Genomic DNA, 20,831 nt, shown 5'->3' with positions numbered 1-20,831 from the left:
GTTTGCTCTTTTTTTACGCCACCCACTTACATTACCAATTTTTTTAACGCTTTCATTATGACACGCCATCTCCCTGCCAGTCACGAAATATCCATCCCTCCATTCCTGCAAAACACCCTCCCATTCCTGCACCCTCAAAATTGCCCTCCTCCTTTCCCTTCTTTAGGCTAAATTTGCGCTATGCAAGTCAACAGATACATTGACCATACCATCTTAAAACCTACCACCACCCGCGATGAGATCGTGAAGCTCTGCGGTGATGCCGCTGCGTACAACTTTGCAGCCGTATGCGTGCCCCCGCCCTTTGTGCGCCTGTCTAAACAACTGCTGGAGCAAACCCGCGTAAAAACCGCCACTGTACTGGGTTTCCCATTCGGATACTCCGCCATTGAAGCCAAAGTGGCCGAAGCCGTACTGGCCATTGTAGACGGCGCCGATGAACTGGATATGGTGGCCAATCTTATTGCCATCCGCAATGCCGACTGGGCCTATCTTGAAAAAGAGATCCAGGCGCTCACAGCCCTCATCCATGCCAAACAAAAAGTGATCAAGGTGATCATAGAAAGCGGCATACTCTCTGATGAAGAGATCATCAAATGCTGTGAGATCTGTGCCCGCTACCAGGTGGATTTTGTAAAAACCTCCACCGGCTATGCCGAAAAAGGTGCATCTGTGGAAGCGGTACAACTCATGCGTGCCCACCTGCCTGCCAATATCCAGATCAAGGCTTCCGGCGGCATCCGCACGTATGAATTTGTACAGCAACTCATTGCCGCAGGCGCCACCCGTATTGGAGCCAGCAGCAGCGTAGCCATCGTGGAGCAGCAGCCCGCCGGCAATAACAGCAGCTACTAACCTACACCCGCATCTTTTGCGCTACTTCAAAATGTAACCATCATGATGATAAAATGTTTTGCGATCCTCGGTTTACTCATGGGCGCCACCCTGGTGGCCGCCGCACAGGACAATACCACCCCGGTGATCGCTGCCAACCCACCCGTTGTGAAAGACGCCCGCATTGATATAATGATCCGCAAGCAGATCTACATCAATAACCTTGCTATCCGTAACCAGCCTGGTTTCCGGGTGCAGGTGCTCTCTACCAACAAACGCGGGGAGGCCAATGATATGAAAGCGAAAATAATGCAGCAGTTTCCCCAATACCGCACCTACCTGGATTATAACGCACCCTATTTTAAAGTGCGTGTCGGGGATTTCAAAAGCCGCGATGAAGCCACAGACCTCCGTGATAAGATCAGCAGCAGCGTAGGTGGCAGCGTATTCGTGGTACCCACCCTGATCAACCTGACCGCCGATAAAGAACCTACGACCAATGAAGAATAAGATACAGGCACTCGCAAAACAATACGCCCCTGCCTTCATCGACATACGCCGCCACATCCACGCCCACCCGGAGCTGTCGTTCCAGGAATATCAAACCGCCGCTTTCGTACGCGGGAAGCTGGATGAATATGGGGTGTCCTATACAGCAAACGTAGCCGGTACGGGCATCGTAGCTACGATCGAAGGCCGCAATCCGGGGTCCAGGACCATTGCCATCCGTGCAGACATGGATGCGCTTCCCATCACGGAAGCCAATGATGTGCCCTACAGATCACTCAATCCCGGCGTGATGCACGCCTGTGGCCATGATGTGCATACTACCTGCATCCTGGGCGCCACCCGCATTTTGCAGGAACTGCGCCAGGAGTTTGAAGGTACGGTGCGCGTGATCTTCCAGCCCGGTGAAGAAAAACATCCCGGAGGGGCCAGCCTCATGATAGCAGAAGGTGTGCTCGAAAACCCGCGCCCGGACGCGATCCTGGGCATGCACGTGCAGCCCAGCATGGAAACCGGCCTGCTCGGCTTCCGCGATGGTAAATACATGGCCAGCGCAGATGAAATCTACATCACCATCAAAGGAAAAGGCGGCCACGCGGCACAGCCCCACCTCACGGTAGACACTATCCTCGTGGCATCCCACCTGGTAGTAAGCCTGCAGCAGATCATCAGTCGCAATAACAACCCCTTCTCCCCGTCCGTGCTTTCCATCTGCGCGTTCAACGGTGGCTACACTACAAACGTGATCCCCTCGGAAGTGAAGCTGATGGGCACTTTCAGGGCGATGGATGAAACCTGGCGCTTCAAGGCACATGAACTGATCCGCAAACAGGCAATAGAACTAGTGCACGCCATGGGCGCTGAAATTGACATTGACATCCTGGTAGGCTATCCCTGCCTGTACAATAATGAAGCAGTAACGGCCCGCGCCCGTGCACTGGCATCGGATTACATGGGAGCAGACCATGTGCAGGACACAGAGCTGCGCATGGGAGCGGAAGACTTTGCCTTTTACTCCCAGGAAATCCCTGCCTGCTTCTTCCGCCTGGGTACCGGCAATGTGGCCCGTGGCATCCACTCTGGCGTGCACACGCCCACATTCGACATTGATGAAAATGCCATTGAATACGGCATGGGTACCATGGCTTTCCTGGCTGCCAGCTTTTAAAATCATATTGGCTTTACTTACTGCAAAATGCTGCCGGTACCCACTGGCAGCTTTTTTTTGGGGCCTGCGGCCAATGGCATGCATAAAAAAACGGCCTGCGCAAAGGCAGGCCGCTTCCAATATGTAGCATCCACTGCATTACATTTCAGGATACAGCGGGAACTGTTTCATAAACGCATTCACATCACCGCGTACTTTGGCGATGGTGGTTTCGTTATCACTGTCCATGATCAGCTGGTCTATCCAGGTTACGATCTGGCCCATGTGCTCTTCTTTCAGGCCACGGGTGGTGATAGCCGGGACGCCAATACGGATACCGGAAGTAACGAAGGGAGACTTGTCATCAAAAGGCACCATGTTCTTGTTGATGGTGATGTCTGCTTTTACCAGCGTTTGCTCCGCTTTCTTACCGGAGATGTTCTTGTTGCGCAGGTCTATCAGCATCAGGTGGTTGTCTGTACCGCCGGATACGATCTGGTAGCCCTTGTCCAGGAAGTGTTTGGACATGGCCTGTGCATTTTTCAGGATCTGTTTTGCGTAAACAGTATAATCGTCGGAGAGGATCTCGAAGAAAGATACGGCCTTGGCAGCAATTACGTGCTCCAGCGGGCCGCCCTGTATGCCGGGGAATACGGCCATATCCAGCAGGTTGCTCATCATGCGCACTTCGCCTTTGGGTGTTTTGAGGCCAAAGGGATTTTCAAAATCCTTGCCCATCATGATCATACCGCCACGGGGCCCGCGCAGTGTCTTGTGGGTGGTGGTGGTTACAAAATGGCAATGCTCAAACGGGGAGTTCAGCAGGCCTTTTGCGATCAGCCCTGCAGGGTGTGCAATGTCTGCCATTACAAAAGCGCCTACGCTGTCTGCAATTTCGCGGATGCGTTTATAATCCCAATCGCGGCTGTAAGCGGAAGCACCACAGATGATCACCTTTGGCTTTTCACGCTTGGCCACTTCTTCCATTTTATCGTATTCAACCAGGCCGGTTTCTTTGTTCACGCCGTAGAAGTGAGGCTCATACAGCTTACCGGAGAAGTTTACCGCGGAACCGTGGGTGAGATGGCCCCCCATGCTGAGGTCCAGGCCCAGGATCTTATCGCCTGCATTGAGGATGGCCAGCAGCACGGCCGCATTGGCCTGTGCGCCGGAGTGGGGCTGCACGTTAGCATACTCCACACCAAATATTTGTTTGGCGCGATCGATGGCCAGCTGCTCGCTGAGGTCCACCACTTCGCAACCACCATAATACCTTCTGCCGGGATAGCCTTCAGCATATTTATTGGTCATCACATTACCCATAGCCTGCATAACCTGGCTGCTGGTGAAGTTTTCTGATGCGATCAATTCAATGCCGTGGCGCTGGCGCTCCAGTTCCTGACGGATGATATCAAATATTTGCGTATCTCTTTGCATGATGAAAATTTGTGCAAATTTACAGTAATGGTGGGTCAAATGCAAGGTCCTGGCAAATCTGTCCGGTCCTATATCACTAAAACGTTGTATCTGCCCTGTTCACCAGCCCCGCAATCGTTGGCATTCATAAAATATTAGTAATTTTGCCGCATTGTCATTGAGAGGTCATCTGCACTTCTTCACGAAATCATATCGACTAAATGAAGGCGATCATACCCGTAGCCGGGGCTGGCACCAAGCTGCGGCCACATACATATACACAGCCTAAAGCGCTGATTCCCCTGGCCGGAAAAACCATTCTCAGTATCATCATAGACCAGCTGGTAGAAGCCGGGATCACGGAATTTGTGTTCGTGGTAGGCTACCTCGGTGAAAAAATACAGCACTACGTAGAGCAGAAATACCCGCAACTCACCTGTCACTTTGTGCAGCAGACCAGCCGCGAAGGCACGGGTCATGCCATCCTGCTTACCCGCAGTATTGTACAGGACGACGAAGTGCTGATCGTGCTGGGTGATACCATCGTGGAGTCCAATATCAAGGAAGTGATCGCTGCACCCCATTCCCTGCTGGGCGTAAAGAAAGTGGACGATCCCCGTAATTTCGGGGTGGGCGAAATGGATGAGAACCACATCTTCACCCGCGTGGTGGAAAAGCCGCAGATCCCCAAATCGAATATGGCGCTGGTGGGCCTGTATAAGATCCGTGAAACCGTGCAGCTGTTTGACTGCCTCCAGGACAACGTGAACAACAAGATCAAATCGCACGATGAATACCAGCTCACCGACGCCCTGGAATGCATGATCCGCCATGGCGTAAAAATGCAGGCGTATAAAGTGAGCAACTGGTTTGACTGTGGCCGCAAGGAAACCCTGCTGGAAACCAATGCCATCCTGCTCAAAAAGCAGAAACCCGCGGAACTGCCGGCTTTTGAAAACACCATCATCATTCCCCCGGTAAGCATTGGTGAAAATTGCAATATTAAAAATACCATCATCGGCCCTAACGTGGCCATCGGCGATAACACCACCGTTAATTACTCCATTGTAAAAGACTCCATCGTAGGCTCTTACAGCAACCTGCACGAGGTGGTGCTCAAATCTTCCCTCATTGGTTCGGATGCCAATATCCGCGGGCTTTCCCAGAGTTTGAACATCGGGGATAATACGGAGATTGACCTGGGGTAAGTTGTACAGCGTGTACTTTCCCGGTTGATGCCTGCGCACTGCCGTACATCGCCATACCCGGGCTCATTTGTGTAACAAACTTTAAGTACCTTGTATACTGTACCTTGTACCTTGTACAATGAAAAATCGCATCACCGAATTATTCCATATCCAATACCCCATTATCCAGGCAGGGATGATCTGGGCCAGCGGCTGGAGGCTGGCAGCGGCGGTCAGCAATGCCGGCGGGCTGGGGATCATTGGCGCAGGCAGCATGTACCCGGATGTACTGCGGGCGCACATACAAGCCTGCAAAGGCGCCACCAGTAAGCCCTTTGGCGTAAATGTGCCACTACTCTACCCGGATACGGAACAGCTGATCGGCATCATTGTGGAAGAAAAAGTTCCCATCGTATTTACTTCCGCAGGCAATCCCAAAACCTGGACACCGGTGCTGAAAGCAGCGGGCATCACCGTGGTGCACGTGGTATCCAGTACGGCGTTTGCCCTGAAAAGCGAGGCTGCCGGCGTGGATGCCGTGGTAGCGGAAGGCTTTGAAGCCGGCGGGCATAACGGGCGCGAGGAAACCACCACCCTGGTGCTGATCCCCGGCGTGGCCGCACAGTTAAAGATCCCGCTGATTGCCGCAGGCGGCATTGGCTCGGGAAAAGCTATGGCAGCGGCTTTTGCACTGGGGGCAGAAGGCGTGCAGGTGGGCAGCCGCTTTGTAGCCACACCGGAAGCATCATCGCATGAGCACTTCAAACAGGCGGTGGTGGCGGCCAAGGAAGGTGATACCATGGTGGCGCTGAAAAAACTGACACCGGTGCGCCTGCTCAAAAATCATTTTTACGACGCCGTAAAAACGGCTGAAGATGCAGGGGCCAGCCCCGAAGCACTCAAAAACCTGCTGGGCCGCGCACGCGCCAAAGCCGGCATGTTTGAAGGCAACCTGGAAGAAGGGGAACTGGAAATAGGACAGGTATGTGCGCTCATCGGGCAGATAAAACCGGCCGCCGAAGTGGTGCAGGAGATCTGGGATGAATTTGCAGCGACTACCCGGCGCATAGGTAGCCTGCTGGTATAAAAAGGCGGCGGGAGGTTTCCCGCCGCCTCCGTTTTATTTCTTAGCCTCCGTTACGGGCAATATCTGATTCTTTTCCATCTGCGCCAGCAACGCGTCAGTCACCTTCCGGTATGATTTCTCATTGAGCTCCATCACCCGGGTGGTCATATCCGCGGCCCATACCACCGCAGCATCCGGCCCTGGTGTATATACCGTCAGCATCCAGCGCTGCTCGTTGAGCAGGTTATCGCCCCTTTCTCCATTCAAGGCCAGGGAGGAATCCTGGTCTGTAGCCGGGCGCTTTATCGTGCCACCGCCCCAGGCATTGCCGTAGGCATCCATATACGAAGGCTGGTGCAGCAGTTCACTCAGGTGGGCCTGCCCATCGCAGGCAAACCATACTACCGCGTCAAATTTATTTTCCTGCATAAGCTGCGCATATTGGCGTTTGGCCTCCATGGAATCGCGGCTCAGGTATTGATAGCGGGCTGCAATATGATAAGCCTTCAGCCGGTCCTGCAATTGCATGCAGATATGCTGCCAGGTATTGCGGCTGAAATAGTTGCCCGTGCCAATGAGCAGCACATTAGCAAAGCTGCGCTGCTGGCGGTTCTCCACGGTAGTGGAAATGTCCACGGACGTATTCCGCCTGGCCATCCGGCCCATAGACTGGGCCATTGCCTGGCCAGCACCACAAAGCAACAGGCATAACACAATTAATCGTTTCATCGGTACTAACTTTTCCGGAAGATCCATTTCACCGCCTCGCCCCAGGTGATCTTTTTACCGTACATCAAAATGCCGGTGCGGTAGATCTTGCCCGCCACCCAGGTAGTACCCAGGAAACCCAGTATCAGTAACAGCATGGATAAGATCAATTGTACCCACGTTACCGTACCAGGCATGCCATAAGGCAGCCTGGCCATCATCACCACCGGTGAGGTGAAGGGAATAATACTGCCCCAAACCGCCAGTGCACTGGTAGGTTTGCTGACTGCTTTGAACATGATAAACAATGCCACGATCACTGGCATGGTCACCGGCAATGTCATGGACTGGGCCTCGTTTGCATCTTCGTTTACAAGGCTTCCCACGGCCGCAAACAAGGCTGCATAAAACAAGTAACCGCCCAGGAAATAGAACACAAAGCAAACAATGAGCAGGGGCGCATTCACAGCCTTCATGCCATCGCCAATGTGGTGCATCATCTGCTGCATATTAGCCATTTGCGGGGAGCTGGCCACCGCTGCATCTGCAGCGGCATGACCTAAGATGGCCGGCAGCGCCAGGGTCCAGAAGAACGTGGTGAGGCCTATCCAGATGAGGAACTGCGTGAGGCCTACTGCACCCACGCCCAGGATCTTGCCCATCATCAACTGGAAAGGTTTTACACTGGAGATCATCACTTCCGCTATGCGGCTGGTCTTTTCTTCAGACACCCCCCGCATTACCTGCATGCCAAAGAGGATGAGCACCATGTAGATCAGGAACCCGCTGCCATAGCCCACGCCAAAGGCTACGCCTGCGCTGCCCTGCTGGCCGGCGGCGTTTACCGGTGTTACCCGGATATCTGTGCGGATGCTGTTGAGCTTTTCTTTGTCAATGCCAGCTTTTTCCATGCGCAGGTCTTCCACGGCGTTTGTCACATCGCTATTCAGCTTTGCCTGCAGGGTAAGGCCGGGCTGCCCCTGGGAGTAGTATTGCACATTGAGGGTACTGATGCGGTCCATTTCAAAAGCAGGCAGGTACAGCACACCGGTAAACCCTTTTTCCTTGAAATGCACGCGGATGGAGTCTATGCGGGTATCCTGCTGGTATTTGTAATACACGCCATCCGCATCGCGCAGGCGGTCTTTGAACAGGCCACTTTCATCTACCACGGCAATGCGCTCATCGTTACTCTTATCCATCATCATGAGGCCAGGTGTTACGATCAGCGCGGCAAAGAAAACGGGCACCAGGAAAGTGGTGACCAGGAAGGACTTCTTACGTACACGGGTAAGGTATTCCCGCTTTATGATGAGCCATATTTTATTCATGGGTGCTTAAGTTTGGAGGGTTAATAAATGCTTACGCCATGTCCGGAACCGGCATGTCCATGGCTTTTACCTGGCGAATGAAAATATCATTAAGGCTGGGCAGGATCTCTTCAAAATGATTTACCTGTACATCCTGGCGGATGAAATGGTTCAGGATCTCATTGGTAGTACTGTCGCGGTTTTTACGGACAATATATTCATTGCCCTGCTGGCGTACCAGTTCAAAATGATAGGTGGCCATGTGTGCAAAATTTACCGGGCCATTGAAGCCGATCTTGTAAAGCCCTTCCTTGAAGTCCTGCTTGATCTGGTTTACCGCGCCATCCAGGATCTTCTTCCCCTGGTTGATCAGCACAATACTGCTGCAGATCTCTTCCACCTCGCCCATGCGGTGCGTGGAGAAAATGATAGTGGTGCCATCCTTTGCCAGTTGGAAGATCTCGTCCTTGATAAGATTAGCATTGATGGGGTCCAGGCCGGAGAAGGGCTCATCAAGGATGAGCAGTTTGGGCTTGTGCACAATAGTGGAGATAAACTGTACTTTCTGGTGCATGCCCTTGCTCAGTTCTTCAATCTTCTTGTGCCGCCAGTTGTTGATGTCAAATTTATTGAACCAATAGTTTATCTGCGCGTTGGCTTCGCCGCTGCTCAGCCCTTTTAACCGGGCCAGGTATTGCACCTGCTCTTCTACCTTCATTTTCTTGTACAGCCCCCGTTCTTCGGGCATGTAACCAATGCTGCCACTGTTTTCCAGGGCATGGTAAGGATGCCCATCAAATGTGATCCGGCCCTCATCCGGGAAGATGATGCCGGTGATCATGCGCAGCAATGTCGTTTTCCCGGCACCGTTAGGGCCCAGTAATCCAAAGATGCTACCGGAAGGAATGTCAAAGCTGATATCGTCTACTGCCTTATGGGTTGCGTAGTATTTTTTGAGGTGGGATACCTGGAGCAAATGCATAGTCGTGGCTTTGTGGATATAAAAGGGAAGATAATACAAAGCCCCGACATTTTATAATGCTGCAATGGCCACTGCCACGCGTTCCCCGTCCATGGCGGCGCTCACAATGCCACCGGCATAGCCTGCGCCTTCCCCACAGGGGTATAAGCCTTTGATCTGGGGATGCATGAGTGTATCGCCATCCCGCGGGATACGCACGGGTGAAGAGGTACGTGATTCCGTAGCTACCAGGATGGCATCGGCCGTGTAGTAGCCACGCATCTTTTTACCAAAAGCCACAAAGGCCGTTGCCAGGCGCTGGGCCACAGCGGCGGGCAATACCTGGAAAAGGTCCGTGGCATGCACGCCGGGTACGTAAGAGCATTCCGGCAGGGTGGCAGACACCTTGCGCTGCACAAAATCCGTCATGCGCTGCGCCGGCGCTACAAACCGGCCACCACCGGCGCTGAAGGCCCTGCGCTCCACCATTTGCTGGTAGTACATAGCCGCCAGCGGGCCTTTATCCGCAAAGGGTACAAAGTCTGTTTCATCTACGGTTACCACCATGCCGGAATTGGCAAAAGGGTTATTCCGTTTTGAGGGCGACCATCCATTCACCACCAGTTCTTCCGGGCTGGTAGCAGCGGGTGCAATGATACCACCGGGGCACATGCAGAAAGAAAACACCCCACGGCCTTCCACCTGTTCCACCAGGCTGTAAGAGGCGGGGGGCAGGTATTCTCCGCGCACTGCGCTGTGGTACTGCACACTGTCTATGAGTGCCTGCGGGTGTTCCACGCGCACGCCCAGGGCAAATGGCTTGGCCTGTATCAGTATTTCCTGGCGGTGCAGGAGCTCAAAGATATCACGGGCGGAGTGGCCGGTGGCCAGGATGGCATGCTTAGCGTTGAAAGTGGCGCCCGTGGCGGTTTTCACACCCTGCAGCTGCTCATTGTTTATAATAAATTCCGTGACCTTCTGTTCAAAATGTACTGCGCCCCCGCTGGCAATGATCTGCTCCCGCATGGCTGTGATGATATGGGGCAGTTTATTGGTACCAATGTGAGGGTGTGCTTCGTACAGTATCTTCTCATCGGCACCAAACTGTACAAAGATCTGCAGGATCTTGTTGATATCGCCCCGCTTGCCGGAGCGTGTGTACAGCTTACCGTCAGAGTAGGTGCCGGCGCCACCTTCTCCAAAGCAATAGTTGGATTCGGGGTTTACCACGCCGGAGCGGTTGAGCAGCGCCAGGTCGCGGCGGCGGGTGCGCACGTCCCGTCCTCTTTCCAGCACGATGGGTTTAAGGCCCGCTTCAATGAGGCGCAGCGCCGCAAAGAGGCCGGCGGGCCCTGCACCGATCACGATCACCGGGGTGGCCGTAGCGGGCAGTGAAGGATATGCTATGGGTGTAAATGACTGGTGATAATAAGGTTCATCCACAAACACCTGGAGGGTAAGCAGGTACCATACCTGGCGGGAACGCGCATCAATACTGCGTTTCAGGATATTATACCCGGTGATGCGGGTAGTTGCTACACCAAGTGCGGAGGCCGCGGCCTGCAAAATGTCGGGATGACTGGCAGCTGCGTATGGGAGCAGCTTTACGGAGATCTGTTGTTGCATGTGTTAAACGAGGTTAGGTGTTTATCCTAAAACTGTGAGCACTTTGAGTGCTGCCGGTAGCAAAATTAGCATTTCTCCCGTGTACCTGCTTGGGTTTTAAAAACTGGCAATGCTTTTGCAGGATGTAGGGGCCGCTTGCTGTATGGAAAATTTGTTTGTCTAAAAAACAAATTCCAAAGATCAAGCGTTGTACAACAACAATTGATCTTTGGAATACTATGTTCTTAAGCGGCCGGGGAAGGAGCTGCTTAGAAGGGTAAATCGTCTACGCTGCTGGTTGCTGCTGCACCACCGCCTGTACCACCGGTGAACTCCTGGGAACCACCGTAGTTAGGCTGGGGATCAGCGCCGGGCGCACCTGCCATCATGGATTCCATGCGCCAGGCATCGAGATTGGTGATATAGTTCACCTTACCGTCTTTTTCCCAGCGGGTGCCTTTGATGTTGAAATACACTTTCACGTTTTCACCTTCCTGGAAACGGTCCACGATTGCGGTGCGGTCCTGTACTGCCTGGAACTTGATGTAATTGGTGATAATACGACCATTGATATCGTCGGATTTTTCAATTACGAACTCCCTGGTCTTAAACGTCTCGCTGCGCTGCATGGTGTTGTATTTCACAACCAGTTTACCTGTAATTTCAAAACTCATATATTATAGTATTTTTTTCGGTGTTGAATCGCCAAAGATACGGCAAAAGATAAGGGAAAGCATAATTAGTTCCTAAATTTATTTTTCCTCATAGTATGTGGATAATCTCATTCAATCCCCTAAATTTGCACCCCGGTTTGCACCAACCGAAGGCAAACCGTGAAGCAGGCAAAACCTGCTTCTCTTATCAAACACGCTACTGTAAAGGATATGAGGCAAGCATGTCTTTACCGGTGTTTCTATTACCCCTGGTTTGTACTATATTATTTTCGCCGGGATTATTATTTTATTGAAGAAAAACAGTGAACAGGAAATGGGAAATTATTGTATATCAACTCAGTTTTTCCAATGGGGACCGGCAGGTATAAATAGCAGTAAAAATCATATATAGCGGCGGCTAAAACAACGCAATAAACGGGAGTCTGACTGCTGTAAACAAGGCTATAAAAACAAGGTTAGATTAATTTTTTTTTCTAGTTTTTTCTATAGATATTCGTCTCCCTGTCCAAAAAAAGTTGTTGAGTCCCAGTTAGCAACTTATCATTTCGAGAACACCTTAATTACTAAACAAATAATTATTTCTAGCTCAATGAACAGAACTTGCGAACAAGTTTGGGAAAGGTGTCTGAATATAATTAGGGATATCGTGGAGTGGCAGCCGTTTAAGACCTGGTTTGAACCTATTAAACCGATCGGGCTTGAAAACAATGTTTTAACTATTCAGGTACCCAGCCAGTTCTTTTATGAATACCTGGAAGAACATTATGTAGGATTACTGGGCAAGACCATCAAACGTGAGCTGGGCAAAGAAGCTAGACTGGAATATCGTATTGTAGTAGAGAATGGTACACCGCATCAACACCCTAAAACGGTGAACATGCCTACCCAGTTTGCGAAACAAGTAAAGGACAGTGAAGTAGATTTTCCACTAACGATTCAAAACCCGGTAAAGAACCCTTTTGTCATCCCCGGCATCAAACGGGTGCAGATCGATTCTCAGCTTAATCCTAATTACACCTTCGACGCATTTATTGAAGGGGATTGTAACCGTGTGGCACGCCGCGCCGGTAAAACCGTATCTGAAAAGCCCGGTGGTACCTCGTTCAACCCCCTCGTGATCTACGGCGGTGTAGGCCTCGGTAAAACACACCTGGCACAGGCCATCGGCAACGAGGTGAAGACCATTCACCCCAACAAGGCTGTATTGTACGTAAGCGCCGAGAAATTCATTAACCAGTTCATCGATCACTCCAAGAATAATATCATCAACGACTTCATCCACTTCTATCAACTCATAGACGTGCTGATCCTCGACGATATTCAATTCTTTGCACGCGCAGAAAAGTCGCAGGACGCTTTCTTTGCCATTTTCAACCACCTGCACCAATCCGGCAAGCAGCTCATCCTCACGTCGGATAAGCCACCCAAAGACCTGGACGGTGTACAGGAACGCCTGCTGAGCCGCTTCCGTTGGGGCCTCAGTGCAGACATGCAGGTGCCCGACTTTGAAGTACGCATGGAGATCCTGGAAATGAAGATGCGCAATGACGGGCTGGAAATGCCCAAGGAAGTGATCAAGTACGTTGCCTATAATATCCAGAGCAACGTACGCGAACTGGAAGGAGCCCTGATCTCCCTGCTGGCACAGTCTTCCCTGAACCGCAAGGAAATAGACCTGGAACTGGCCAAACGTGTATTGAAATCCTTCGTAAAAACATCTTCCAAGGAGATCACCATCGAAAGCATCCAGAAAATGGTGTGCGATTACTTTGAGGTGCCTTACGACAAGCTGCTGCAGAAAACCCGCAAACGCGAGATCGTACAGGCCCGCCAGATCACCATGTACCTGGCCAAGTCCTTTACCAAAAACTCACTCAAAACCATCGGTGAGCACTTTGGCGGCAGGGACCACACCACGGTGATCCACTCCTGCCAAACCGTGAAAGACCTGATGGATACTGATATTACGTTCCGCGATAACGTGATGGAGCTGCAACAGAAAGTACAGCTGGCTTCCATGTAAAATTATGCTCCCGTAGCGCTGTAAAAAAATACAGCAGGTTCTCATGTGAAATGCTTTAGCGGAGCTCCAGAAAATACTGCTGGCTCCCATGCGAAATTCTTTTTGATTCCCCCCTCTTTGAAACACCAGTCGCAATGGCTGGTGTTTTTTTGTACCTGCGGGCCAGTCCACCAGCCCTTTGAAGATATTACAGTGATACGCAGCACGAAAGCCAGTACATGAAAAAACGCGCCTCCCCGTGGAAGAAGCGCGCTGTAATTTGTCCAGGATGCTGTGCTATTGCTCCCGCAGAGCCAGGATGGGCAGCTTATTCAGCCTTGCCAGCCCTTTGGTGTTGCTCCGGGAAAAGAGGCTGTTCCAGATACCGTGGCGGCGGGGCACCATGATCATCAGGTCTATCTTTTCATCCTCCACAAACTGCGCGATGGCATCTATCACGTGGCTGTCCTGTATCCGGTAATAGGCAGGCGATGCTGGAGCCAATGCCTCACGGATCAGGGCTTCCCCCTTCTCTTCTTCAATGTGGTCATCCAGTACGGGCGTATCCACATACACCACCTTCAGCTGTGCGCCGGGTGCAAGTTTCACGGTTTCCAGGATGTCTGCGAAAGGCATGCCCGGCGTGATATTCTTATAATTGCAGGCGTAGCCCACGTTTTGCAATGGTTTAAAAGTAACATGTGGCGGCACCAGCAGCACGGGAGCCTTCAGGTGACGCAGGGAGTTGATGATCTCATTGTCCCACGACAGGAGATCATCATAGCGGCCGGCGGCGCCCATAAACACCATCACCTCTTTGCCGGTGTCCACCAGTGATACCAGTTCTTCATGGATGTTACCGGGTACCAGTAATGACCGCACTTTCAGCTGGGGATAATGGGCCTTGATCCAGTCCAGTTCCGCTTCCAGCTCGCGTTCCGCATGTGCGTAGTCTTCATTCACGGAAGCCAGCGCCACGCCCTCGCCGGCCATGCCGGTGGATAGCTCATAAATGTGCAACAGTACATATTCCAGGTCAAGAGCGGCTGCTTGCTGATGTGTGAATGCCAGGGCATACCGCGTAGCATTTTTTGCGGAAGCGCCAAAGTCTGTGGGCATCATAATCGTGTAAGCCATGGTATAAGATTTAGTTTTTTAAAAAAATTCCGAACTATTGTTTAATGCGCCTTCACCAGGCGCTCCGATCATTTGCCTTGCTACTAAATCATTATTAGTTAAGTGCTTAACCAATAAACAAATCAAAAAAGATCAATCGCTGCGTTTCAGGTTCTGGTACATCCGTTCCAGCACATCCAGGCAGCTGGCAATATCATCCATGGGGATATTGCGGCTGGCCTGGGCGTACATTTCTTCCACCCAGGGCCGGATGGTTTGCCGCAGCTGGCGCCCGTCCGGGGTGAGGTAGACCAGGCGGTTGCGCCGGTCGTTCCCGTCTTCCTGGCGGAACACCAGGCCGCGCCTGGACAGGTTGTCCACCAGGTACGTGATGCTCACCTTGTCTTTTACCGACTGGGCTGATATTTCCTGCTGGTTAATCCCGTCCTGCTCCCAGAGAATGCCCATCACCTGCAGCATTTCAAAGGTGAGGTCCATGCCATGTTGCTTTACTTTCTGCTGTATGAACTGGCGGAAGGCCGTGTTCATGCGCGTCAGCTCCCTGGCGAACACCGTGGTAATATCAATTTTGGTTTTGCCCATGCTGTTATAAAGTTAAGTATTTAACTAATTCCTTCCTGCTGATTTTTGTCATAAAAAACCCTGCCAGGAAAACCGGCAGGGTTTTTATAGGCGATTGCATTTTCGTATAATTTGGACTGGTAGCTGCCAAACAGCTTTAACAGCGTAGCCGGATCATTGGTGATAATGCCGTCTGTTCCCCAGGCTGGCCCGGGCCTGTATATCCTGCGCGGTATTCCAAAGCATACCACCTTGAAGGGTGAGATGTGATCAGAGATAGGGTGTTAAGCCAGCCACCAGTTCCTGTTGGAAAGTGCGGCCTGCATCGCGGTTGTACCACTTCTGTATTTCCACCTTCACGGTTTCAAAAGGTGCTTTTTCTGCGGCCAGCTTAAGATACAAAGCCTGGCATTCCGCGGGACGCGGGCCCCATACCAACAGGTCTTCCTCTTCCCGGTTGCGGATAATGAGCTTGGGAATGGATTTACTGGTACCGGTAAGGTAATTGTTGATGCGGTAAGGCGGGCTATCGCGCAGTTCATATGTAACGGTGACATGCTCACTCAGTTGTGCGATCATGCGCAGGAAGGGAATGGTATTGGCCGCATCGGCACACCAGGCCTCCGTGATCACGATCCAGTGCTGTGGTGCGGTGATCTTTGCCGCCATTTCCTTTGCTTCCGGCAGCAGTACCCCGCTGCGCATCCAGCGGTTCATGTGCGTGAGGTTCAGTTTTGTAAAGTCAATGTATTTGGGATCGTTGTAAGGCGCGGGCGGGTTAGGGTCGTGTAAAAGTTGATCATAATATTCCACATACCATTGAAAATTCATTGTCTGTTCCATGACACAGCTACATTTTAATCCTCCCGGAAGTTACGATAAAAAATGACATTGCCGGTCTTTTGAGGGACCGGCAATGCTCACACACAGTTGCTCTTTTCCTAGAAGTTAGTATTCTTGATCAAAGTAGCCTTGGTAGAATCGGCAAAGTCGCACAGCACCATGCCATAACGGCCATGGGTGTTTGCCGTGAAGTAGCTCACCACCTGCGGGTTGATGGCATTAGACACCGTAGTGATGCTGGGAATACCGAAGATGAGTGATTTGTAACCGCTGCAGAAATTGATATACAGTGTGGAAGCCGCGCCATTCCTGGCTTCTGTAAGCAGGTTGGTAATGTTGGTCCACTTAGCGTTATTATCCGGCACCACGTAGTTGTCCTGCACGCGCGCGGTCACTGCATTGCTGATGGTGAAGGTGGTGTTATCCGCCCAGTTGGTAGCATCAATGCCTTTAGGTGTGCCGGTGGCACTGAAACGGCGCAGCAGCACGATCTTGCCACGGGCATCGCCCAGGGTGGGCATGGTAGCGGTCAGGGAAAACAGGCCGGGGTAGCGGGCCACATAGCTGTCGAACGTAGCCTCGAAGGTGCGGGTGGTGTTAGAAGCGTCGTATTCTTCCTTTACGCTCATGATGATGGCCTCCGTAGGATGCGCCTGCATAAAGGTTTGACAGGCGGTGAGCACGTCGTCAAAATTCATGTTCTGGTAAATGGAACCGTGATGAATGGCAAATGCATCATCAATGTGGCGGCAGCGGATATCCAGGAAGCGGATGCCGTTGTTCAGCTGGTCCGCAATGGTGAGGTTCTGGCACTTTGCCGTACCGCCGATGGGCTCAAAGCGCGCACCACTGTCGTGCGTACCGGGAATGCTCAGGGAGGACAGGTTGCGGCTGTCATCGATGGCGCTCATCCAGTTGTTAAGGTACACGGTGCCGGCAGCCTGCAATGCAGTGCCGGATTGGGTTACAGCCAGTTCATTTGCGGGCAGCACATCTCCAGATGACTGTTTGGAGCAGCTAACAAATGCAGTGGAGGACAGCAACGCAGCCGCAGCCAGGAGAACATGATGTTTCATGGAATTGATTTGGTTTATGGTGAAAGTTGAACAAGCAAACAATGGCCACCGGTGGTTACCAGGCACACGTTTTCCCTGCGGTTTGGGACCGATATGGCGCAATAAGATCTGTTGGAATCCACTTGCAGTACACGCGTAAAAAGCGGCGCAACTATTGCAACAAAGGAGTTAACAATTCCGTAATACAAGTTTATCCGCTATCGTGCGTTTATAATAAAAACACCCACGCAGATAGCCTGCGCGATGCCAGCTTACTTTTGAGCGTACTTATGTTAATGACTATGCGACCCGGACGCCCACTGCTTTTCAGCCTGCTCTGCTGCACCCTCCTGCTCACCGCGTGTAACAAGCACATACGCCGTGCACAGGGCAGCCGCCCCCAGCCTTTCTTTACGCCTGCCCCGGCAGACAATGACAACATGCTGATGGGCAATCCCAGCAAGGCCACCCCAGACACAGCCAGTGCCAATAACTACCTGATGCAGAAACCTTACTACACGCTGTGCTATAACCGCAGCACAGGCAAACCCAATTGGGTGAGCTGGCATATTAGCAAGGATGATCTTGGCTCACAGAGCCGGGCCAATAATTTCCGGCCAGACAGCGCCCTGCCTGCGGGCTGGTATCATGTATCTGACAGGAGCTATGTGGGCAGCGGCTTTGACCGGGGGCACAACTGCCCATCCGCCGACCGCACCGCTACCAGCGCGGCCAATTCTGCTACATTCCTCATGAGCAACATGATGCCCCAGGCACCCAATAACAACCAGCATACCTGGGCCAGTTTTGAAAACTATATCCGTAGCCTGGTAAAGGCCGGTAATGAAGTGTACGTGATCATGGGCAGCTATGGGAGTACCGGCACCGGCAGCAAGGGCACCCTCACCGCTATTGACAACGGGCACGTAATGGTGCCATCACAGATCTGGAAAGTAGTGATCGTGCTGCCCGATGGTGACCATGACCTGGCCCGCATGAACAGCAGTACCCGCGTCATTGCGGTGAACACCCCCAATATCAATACCCTCAACAGCGATTGGACACAATACCTCACCACCGTAGACGCGATTGAAGCTGCCACGGGTTATGATCTGTTGTCCAATGTGGCGGATAGTATACAACAGGTGATTGAAGCCCGGACAGATGCGGGGAAATAGGGGGTTATGTGAAGGAGGCTGTAACAACTACGATGCCCATGCCACGGTGTTCAACTGGCGTTATAAATCATTGGCACCAAAGGACGCTAACACAAATGTGTTATCCTGCCAGCTCCCATTTTTTATTATTTTTAATTGATTGTTAGTCCCTCCTACTCCGCGTTCTAACACCCTATCATTATTATTTTTTACCCCACAATTTATCTCATGGATTTCAAAGACATCATCAAACAACTTGCTGACAGGATCATCAAGAACAAAGAACTCGTACAAACAGAAGAAGCAACTAAACATTCGTTCGTAATGCCTTTTATACAGGCATTGGGTTACGATGTGTTCAATCCTATGGAAGTAGTACCTGAATTTGTGGCAGACCTGGGCATTAAAAAAGGAGAGAAAGTTGATTATGCGATCGTAAAGGATGGCCAGCCCATGATCCTGATCGAATGTAAACACTGGTCATCCAACCTTGATCCGCACAACAGCCAGCTTTTCCGTTATTTCCACACCACCAAGGCTAAGTTCTCCATACTGACAAATGGCTTTGAATCCAGGTTTTATACGGATCTGGAAGAGGCAAATAAAATGGATGAAAAGCCATTTTTTATATTTGATCTCCAGGATATCAAGGACAACCAAATAGAAGAGTTGAAAAAGTTCCACAAGAACTATTTCAACACGGAGACCATTGTATCCACAGCCAGTGAGTTGAAATATCTTGGCTTATTGAAAAACCTGTTGCACGGAGAATTAAATAACCCCTCCAGTGACTTTGTGAGACACTTTGCCAAGCAGGTATATACCGGCGGCATCCTGACTCAAAAGGTGCTGGACCAATTCAGCAGCCTCACTAAAAAGGCCTTCCAGATCTACATTAACGACATCATTACCGAAAGGCTTAAACAAGCGTTAAAAACGCAGGAAACCGATGAACAGCAAACCACAGAGACAAAGGAACCAGTAGCTGATACGGAGCCAAAGATCGTCACTACACAAGACGAACTGGATGCATACCAGATCGTCCGCTCTATCCTGAGAAAGGTAGTTCCGGTATCGCAGGTCACGTACCGTGATTCCCAGTCCTACTTTGCCGTCCTGTTTGACGATAACAATAGAAAGCCGATCTGCCGTATGCACTTTAACGCCAGTAAAAAATATATCGGACTTTTTGATAGTGAAAAAAGTGAAACTAAAAAAGAGATGAAGTCACTCGATGATATCTTTCTGTATGCAGACGAGTTGACTGCAACAGCGCTCTCTTACATTAAGGCTCCCGCTGCTACCGCATAACTGCACATTCATGCCCATAAAGCGCGAAGGCCTCCCAATGAATGGCAGGCCTTCGCGCTCTTTATTTCTTCTTCTTTTTCTTTTTCAGTTTCTCCAGCTCCTCATTGTGCTGGTCTATCAGCAGCTGCCAGTTATCATTGGGTGTTTCTTCAGAAAATACGATCGTTTCCCGGTAATCATCCTTATCGATCTTCATTTCATGAACGTCTTTACCCAGGTACTTCTGGATCTCCGTAAGAATAGGTTTCTCCTCCTCGCTGCAAAATGAAATGGCCTGCCCTTTTTGTACCCCGCGCCCGGTACGGCCTACACGGTGCACATAATTTTCCGGGTCTTCCGGCAGGTCATAGTTCACTACATAATCCACGTTGGGGATGTCAATACCACGCGCATTGACATCGGTGGTGATCAGTACTTTTATATCGCCTTGCTTGAATTCTTCCATCACTTTCAGGCGGTCCTGCTGCTCTTTACCGCCGTGCATCACCAGGGTTTTAATGCCCACGCGGTCCATGGCGGCGGCTACACGCTCTGCCCTCACCTTCGTGCGTACAAACACCAGTATTTTCTTCTCCGGGAATTCTTTTACAATGCGTTCCAGGAAAAAGCGCTTGTCATCCATGGCAATGTAAGACACGGCATGCGTTACGTTCTTGGATACCGGGTCCTGCGGCGAGATCTGGATACGGATCGCGTTGCGTACAATGGAGTATGCCAGGTCCTTGATCTCTTCATCAATGGTGGCGGAGAAGAACAAGGTCTGGTGGCGGCGCGGCAGGTGCTTCAGCACATCGCGGATATCACGGATAAAACCCAGGTCCAGCATATGGTCTGCCTCATCGAGGATGAGGATCTGCACCTGGCTTAGGTCAATATGTTCCTGGTTGATCAGGTCGAACATGCGGCCGGGGGTGGCAATGAGCACATCCACGCCTTTCTTCAGCTGGGCCACCTGGGCAGCCTGCTCTACGCCACCAAACAATCCCAGGATGCTCAGTTCCGTATACTGCCCCAATTGCTGGAATACACCAGATATCTGCACGGCCAGTTCCCGCGTGGGCACCATCACCAGGCAACGCACCTCGTTGCGCCCGGTGGGGCGGCGTTGCTGTTGCAGCATGTGCAGCACCGGGATGGCAAACGCGGCGGTCTTGCCGGTACCTGTCTGGGCAATGGCCAGCACGTCATCGCCTTTTAAAATAGAGGGAATAGCCTTGTACTGAATGTCGGTAGGCCGGCGAAATCCAAGTTCCGCCAGGCTTTTCTTCACATCCGGGGAAATGTGGTACTGTTCAAATTTCATATGGGGCAAAGGTAAGGAATTGTGGGTGGTCTTGGCTTTAGGTTCCA

General features: G+C 51.5%; 19 protein-coding genes. 8 read left to right on the top strand and 11 right to left on the bottom strand.

Annotation, left to right across the window (positions count from 1 at the left end; genetic code table 11):
- Positions 1-180: 180 nt before the first annotated feature.
- From deoC to DCC81_RS06020, 3 genes are read left to right on the top strand one after another with little or no spacing between them, the layout of a single operon-like run.
- Complete coding sequence (gene deoC / locus DCC81_RS06030; protein ID WP_108685665.1) at positions 181-855, top strand: deoxyribose-phosphate aldolase; 675 nt, start codon at positions 181-183, stop codon at positions 853-855.
- Between the two features lie 42 nt (positions 856-897).
- A complete protein-coding gene (locus DCC81_RS06025) occupies positions 898-1,344 on the top strand; it encodes an SPOR domain-containing protein (protein ID WP_108685664.1) in 447 nt (148 codons plus the stop codon).
- Entirely contained in the window at positions 1,334-2,509 is a 1,176-nt protein-coding gene (locus DCC81_RS06020; RefSeq protein WP_108685663.1) for a M20 metallopeptidase family protein, read from the top strand. The genes DCC81_RS06025 and DCC81_RS06020 overlap by 11 nt, the downstream gene beginning before the upstream one ends.
- A gap of 138 nt (positions 2,510-2,647) precedes the next feature.
- On the opposite strand, the gene DCC81_RS06015 is transcribed toward DCC81_RS06020, so the two are convergent.
- Complete coding sequence (locus DCC81_RS06015) at positions 2,648-3,925, bottom strand: serine hydroxymethyltransferase (protein WP_108686483.1); 1,278 nt, start codon at positions 3,923-3,925, stop codon at positions 2,648-2,650.
- Between the two features lie 200 nt (positions 3,926-4,125).
- Between DCC81_RS06015 and DCC81_RS06010 the strand changes: the two genes are divergently transcribed.
- Both DCC81_RS06010 and DCC81_RS06005 read left to right on the top strand, forming a co-directional pair.
- On the top strand, positions 4,126-5,112 hold the full coding sequence (locus DCC81_RS06010) for a sugar phosphate nucleotidyltransferase (RefSeq protein WP_108685662.1): 987 nt from the start codon (positions 4,126-4,128) through the stop codon (positions 5,110-5,112).
- A 118-nt stretch (positions 5,113-5,230) separates the two neighbouring features.
- On the top strand, positions 5,231-6,178 hold the full coding sequence (locus tag DCC81_RS06005) for an NAD(P)H-dependent flavin oxidoreductase (RefSeq protein WP_108685661.1): 948 nt from the start codon (positions 5,231-5,233) through the stop codon (positions 6,176-6,178).
- Between the two features lie 33 nt (positions 6,179-6,211).
- On the opposite strand, the gene DCC81_RS06000 is transcribed toward DCC81_RS06005, so the two are convergent.
- The 5 genes from DCC81_RS06000 to DCC81_RS05980 form a co-directional block, all read right to left on the bottom strand.
- Positions 6,212-6,886 carry a hypothetical protein gene (locus DCC81_RS06000; RefSeq protein WP_133177564.1) on the bottom strand — a complete coding sequence of 225 codons (675 nt, stop codon included), beginning with the start codon at positions 6,884-6,886 and terminating at the stop codon, positions 6,212-6,214.
- Positions 6,887-6,891: 5 nt separating this feature from the next.
- A complete protein-coding gene (locus tag DCC81_RS05995; RefSeq protein WP_108685659.1) occupies positions 6,892-8,196 on the bottom strand; it encodes an ABC transporter permease in 1,305 nt (434 codons plus the stop codon).
- A gap of 31 nt (positions 8,197-8,227) precedes the next feature.
- Positions 8,228-9,157, bottom strand: a complete 930-nt coding sequence (locus tag DCC81_RS05990) for an ABC transporter ATP-binding protein (RefSeq protein WP_108685658.1) — start codon at positions 9,155-9,157, stop codon at positions 8,228-8,230.
- A 51-nt stretch (positions 9,158-9,208) separates the two neighbouring features.
- Entirely contained in the window at positions 9,209-10,762 is a 1,554-nt protein-coding gene (locus tag DCC81_RS05985) for an NAD(P)/FAD-dependent oxidoreductase (protein ID WP_108685657.1), read from the bottom strand.
- A gap of 248 nt (positions 10,763-11,010) precedes the next feature.
- Positions 11,011-11,415 carry a DUF3127 domain-containing protein gene (locus tag DCC81_RS05980; protein WP_108685656.1) on the bottom strand — a complete coding sequence of 135 codons (405 nt, stop codon included), beginning with the start codon at positions 11,413-11,415 and terminating at the stop codon, positions 11,011-11,013.
- A gap of 589 nt (positions 11,416-12,004) precedes the next feature.
- Between DCC81_RS05980 and dnaA the strand changes: the two genes are divergently transcribed.
- Positions 12,005-13,438 carry a chromosomal replication initiator protein DnaA gene (gene dnaA / locus DCC81_RS05975; RefSeq protein ID WP_108685655.1) on the top strand — a complete coding sequence of 478 codons (1,434 nt, stop codon included), beginning with the start codon at positions 12,005-12,007 and terminating at the stop codon, positions 13,436-13,438.
- Positions 13,439-13,714: 276 nt separating this feature from the next.
- Here the strand turns inward: dnaA and DCC81_RS05970 are convergent, their stop codons facing one another.
- The 4 genes from DCC81_RS05970 to DCC81_RS05955 all read right to left on the bottom strand — a co-directional run bounded on the left by DCC81_RS05970 (position 13,715) and on the right by DCC81_RS05955 (position 17,034).
- Positions 13,715-14,554: a universal stress protein gene (locus DCC81_RS05970; RefSeq protein ID WP_108685654.1), complete on the bottom strand. Its 840-nt coding sequence runs from the start codon at positions 14,552-14,554 to the stop codon at positions 13,715-13,717.
- Between the two features lie 132 nt (positions 14,555-14,686).
- Positions 14,687-15,136, bottom strand: a complete 450-nt coding sequence (locus DCC81_RS05965; RefSeq protein ID WP_108685653.1) for a MarR family winged helix-turn-helix transcriptional regulator — start codon at positions 15,134-15,136, stop codon at positions 14,687-14,689.
- 249 nt (positions 15,137-15,385) lie between these two features.
- Positions 15,386-15,958, bottom strand: coding sequence for a thioredoxin family protein (locus DCC81_RS05960; RefSeq protein ID WP_240612909.1), 573 nt, complete (start codon positions 15,956-15,958; stop codon positions 15,386-15,388).
- A 98-nt stretch (positions 15,959-16,056) separates the two neighbouring features.
- Positions 16,057-17,034, bottom strand: a complete 978-nt coding sequence (locus tag DCC81_RS05955) for a phosphatidylinositol-specific phospholipase C (RefSeq protein WP_108685651.1) — start codon at positions 17,032-17,034, stop codon at positions 16,057-16,059.
- 281 nt (positions 17,035-17,315) lie between these two features.
- Between DCC81_RS05955 and DCC81_RS05950 the strand changes: the two genes are divergently transcribed.
- Both DCC81_RS05950 and DCC81_RS05945 read left to right on the top strand, forming a co-directional pair.
- On the top strand, positions 17,316-18,191 hold the full coding sequence (locus DCC81_RS05950) for a DNA/RNA non-specific endonuclease (RefSeq protein WP_240612908.1): 876 nt from the start codon (positions 17,316-17,318) through the stop codon (positions 18,189-18,191).
- A gap of 207 nt (positions 18,192-18,398) precedes the next feature.
- Positions 18,399-19,481, top strand: coding sequence for a type I restriction endonuclease (locus DCC81_RS05945; RefSeq protein WP_108685649.1), 1,083 nt, complete (start codon positions 18,399-18,401; stop codon positions 19,479-19,481).
- A gap of 61 nt (positions 19,482-19,542) precedes the next feature.
- On the opposite strand, the gene DCC81_RS05940 is transcribed toward DCC81_RS05945, so the two are convergent.
- A complete protein-coding gene (locus tag DCC81_RS05940; RefSeq protein WP_108685648.1) occupies positions 19,543-20,784 on the bottom strand; it encodes a DEAD/DEAH box helicase in 1,242 nt (413 codons plus the stop codon).
- Positions 20,785-20,831: the final 47 nt, after the last annotated feature.

This window comes from Chitinophaga parva, from assembly GCF_003071345.1.
GTDB lineage: Bacteria > Bacteroidota > Bacteroidia > Chitinophagales > Chitinophagaceae > Chitinophaga > Chitinophaga parva.
Note: the sequence above shows the minus strand (reverse complement) of the source record. Positions and strands in the feature narration are given on the sequence as shown.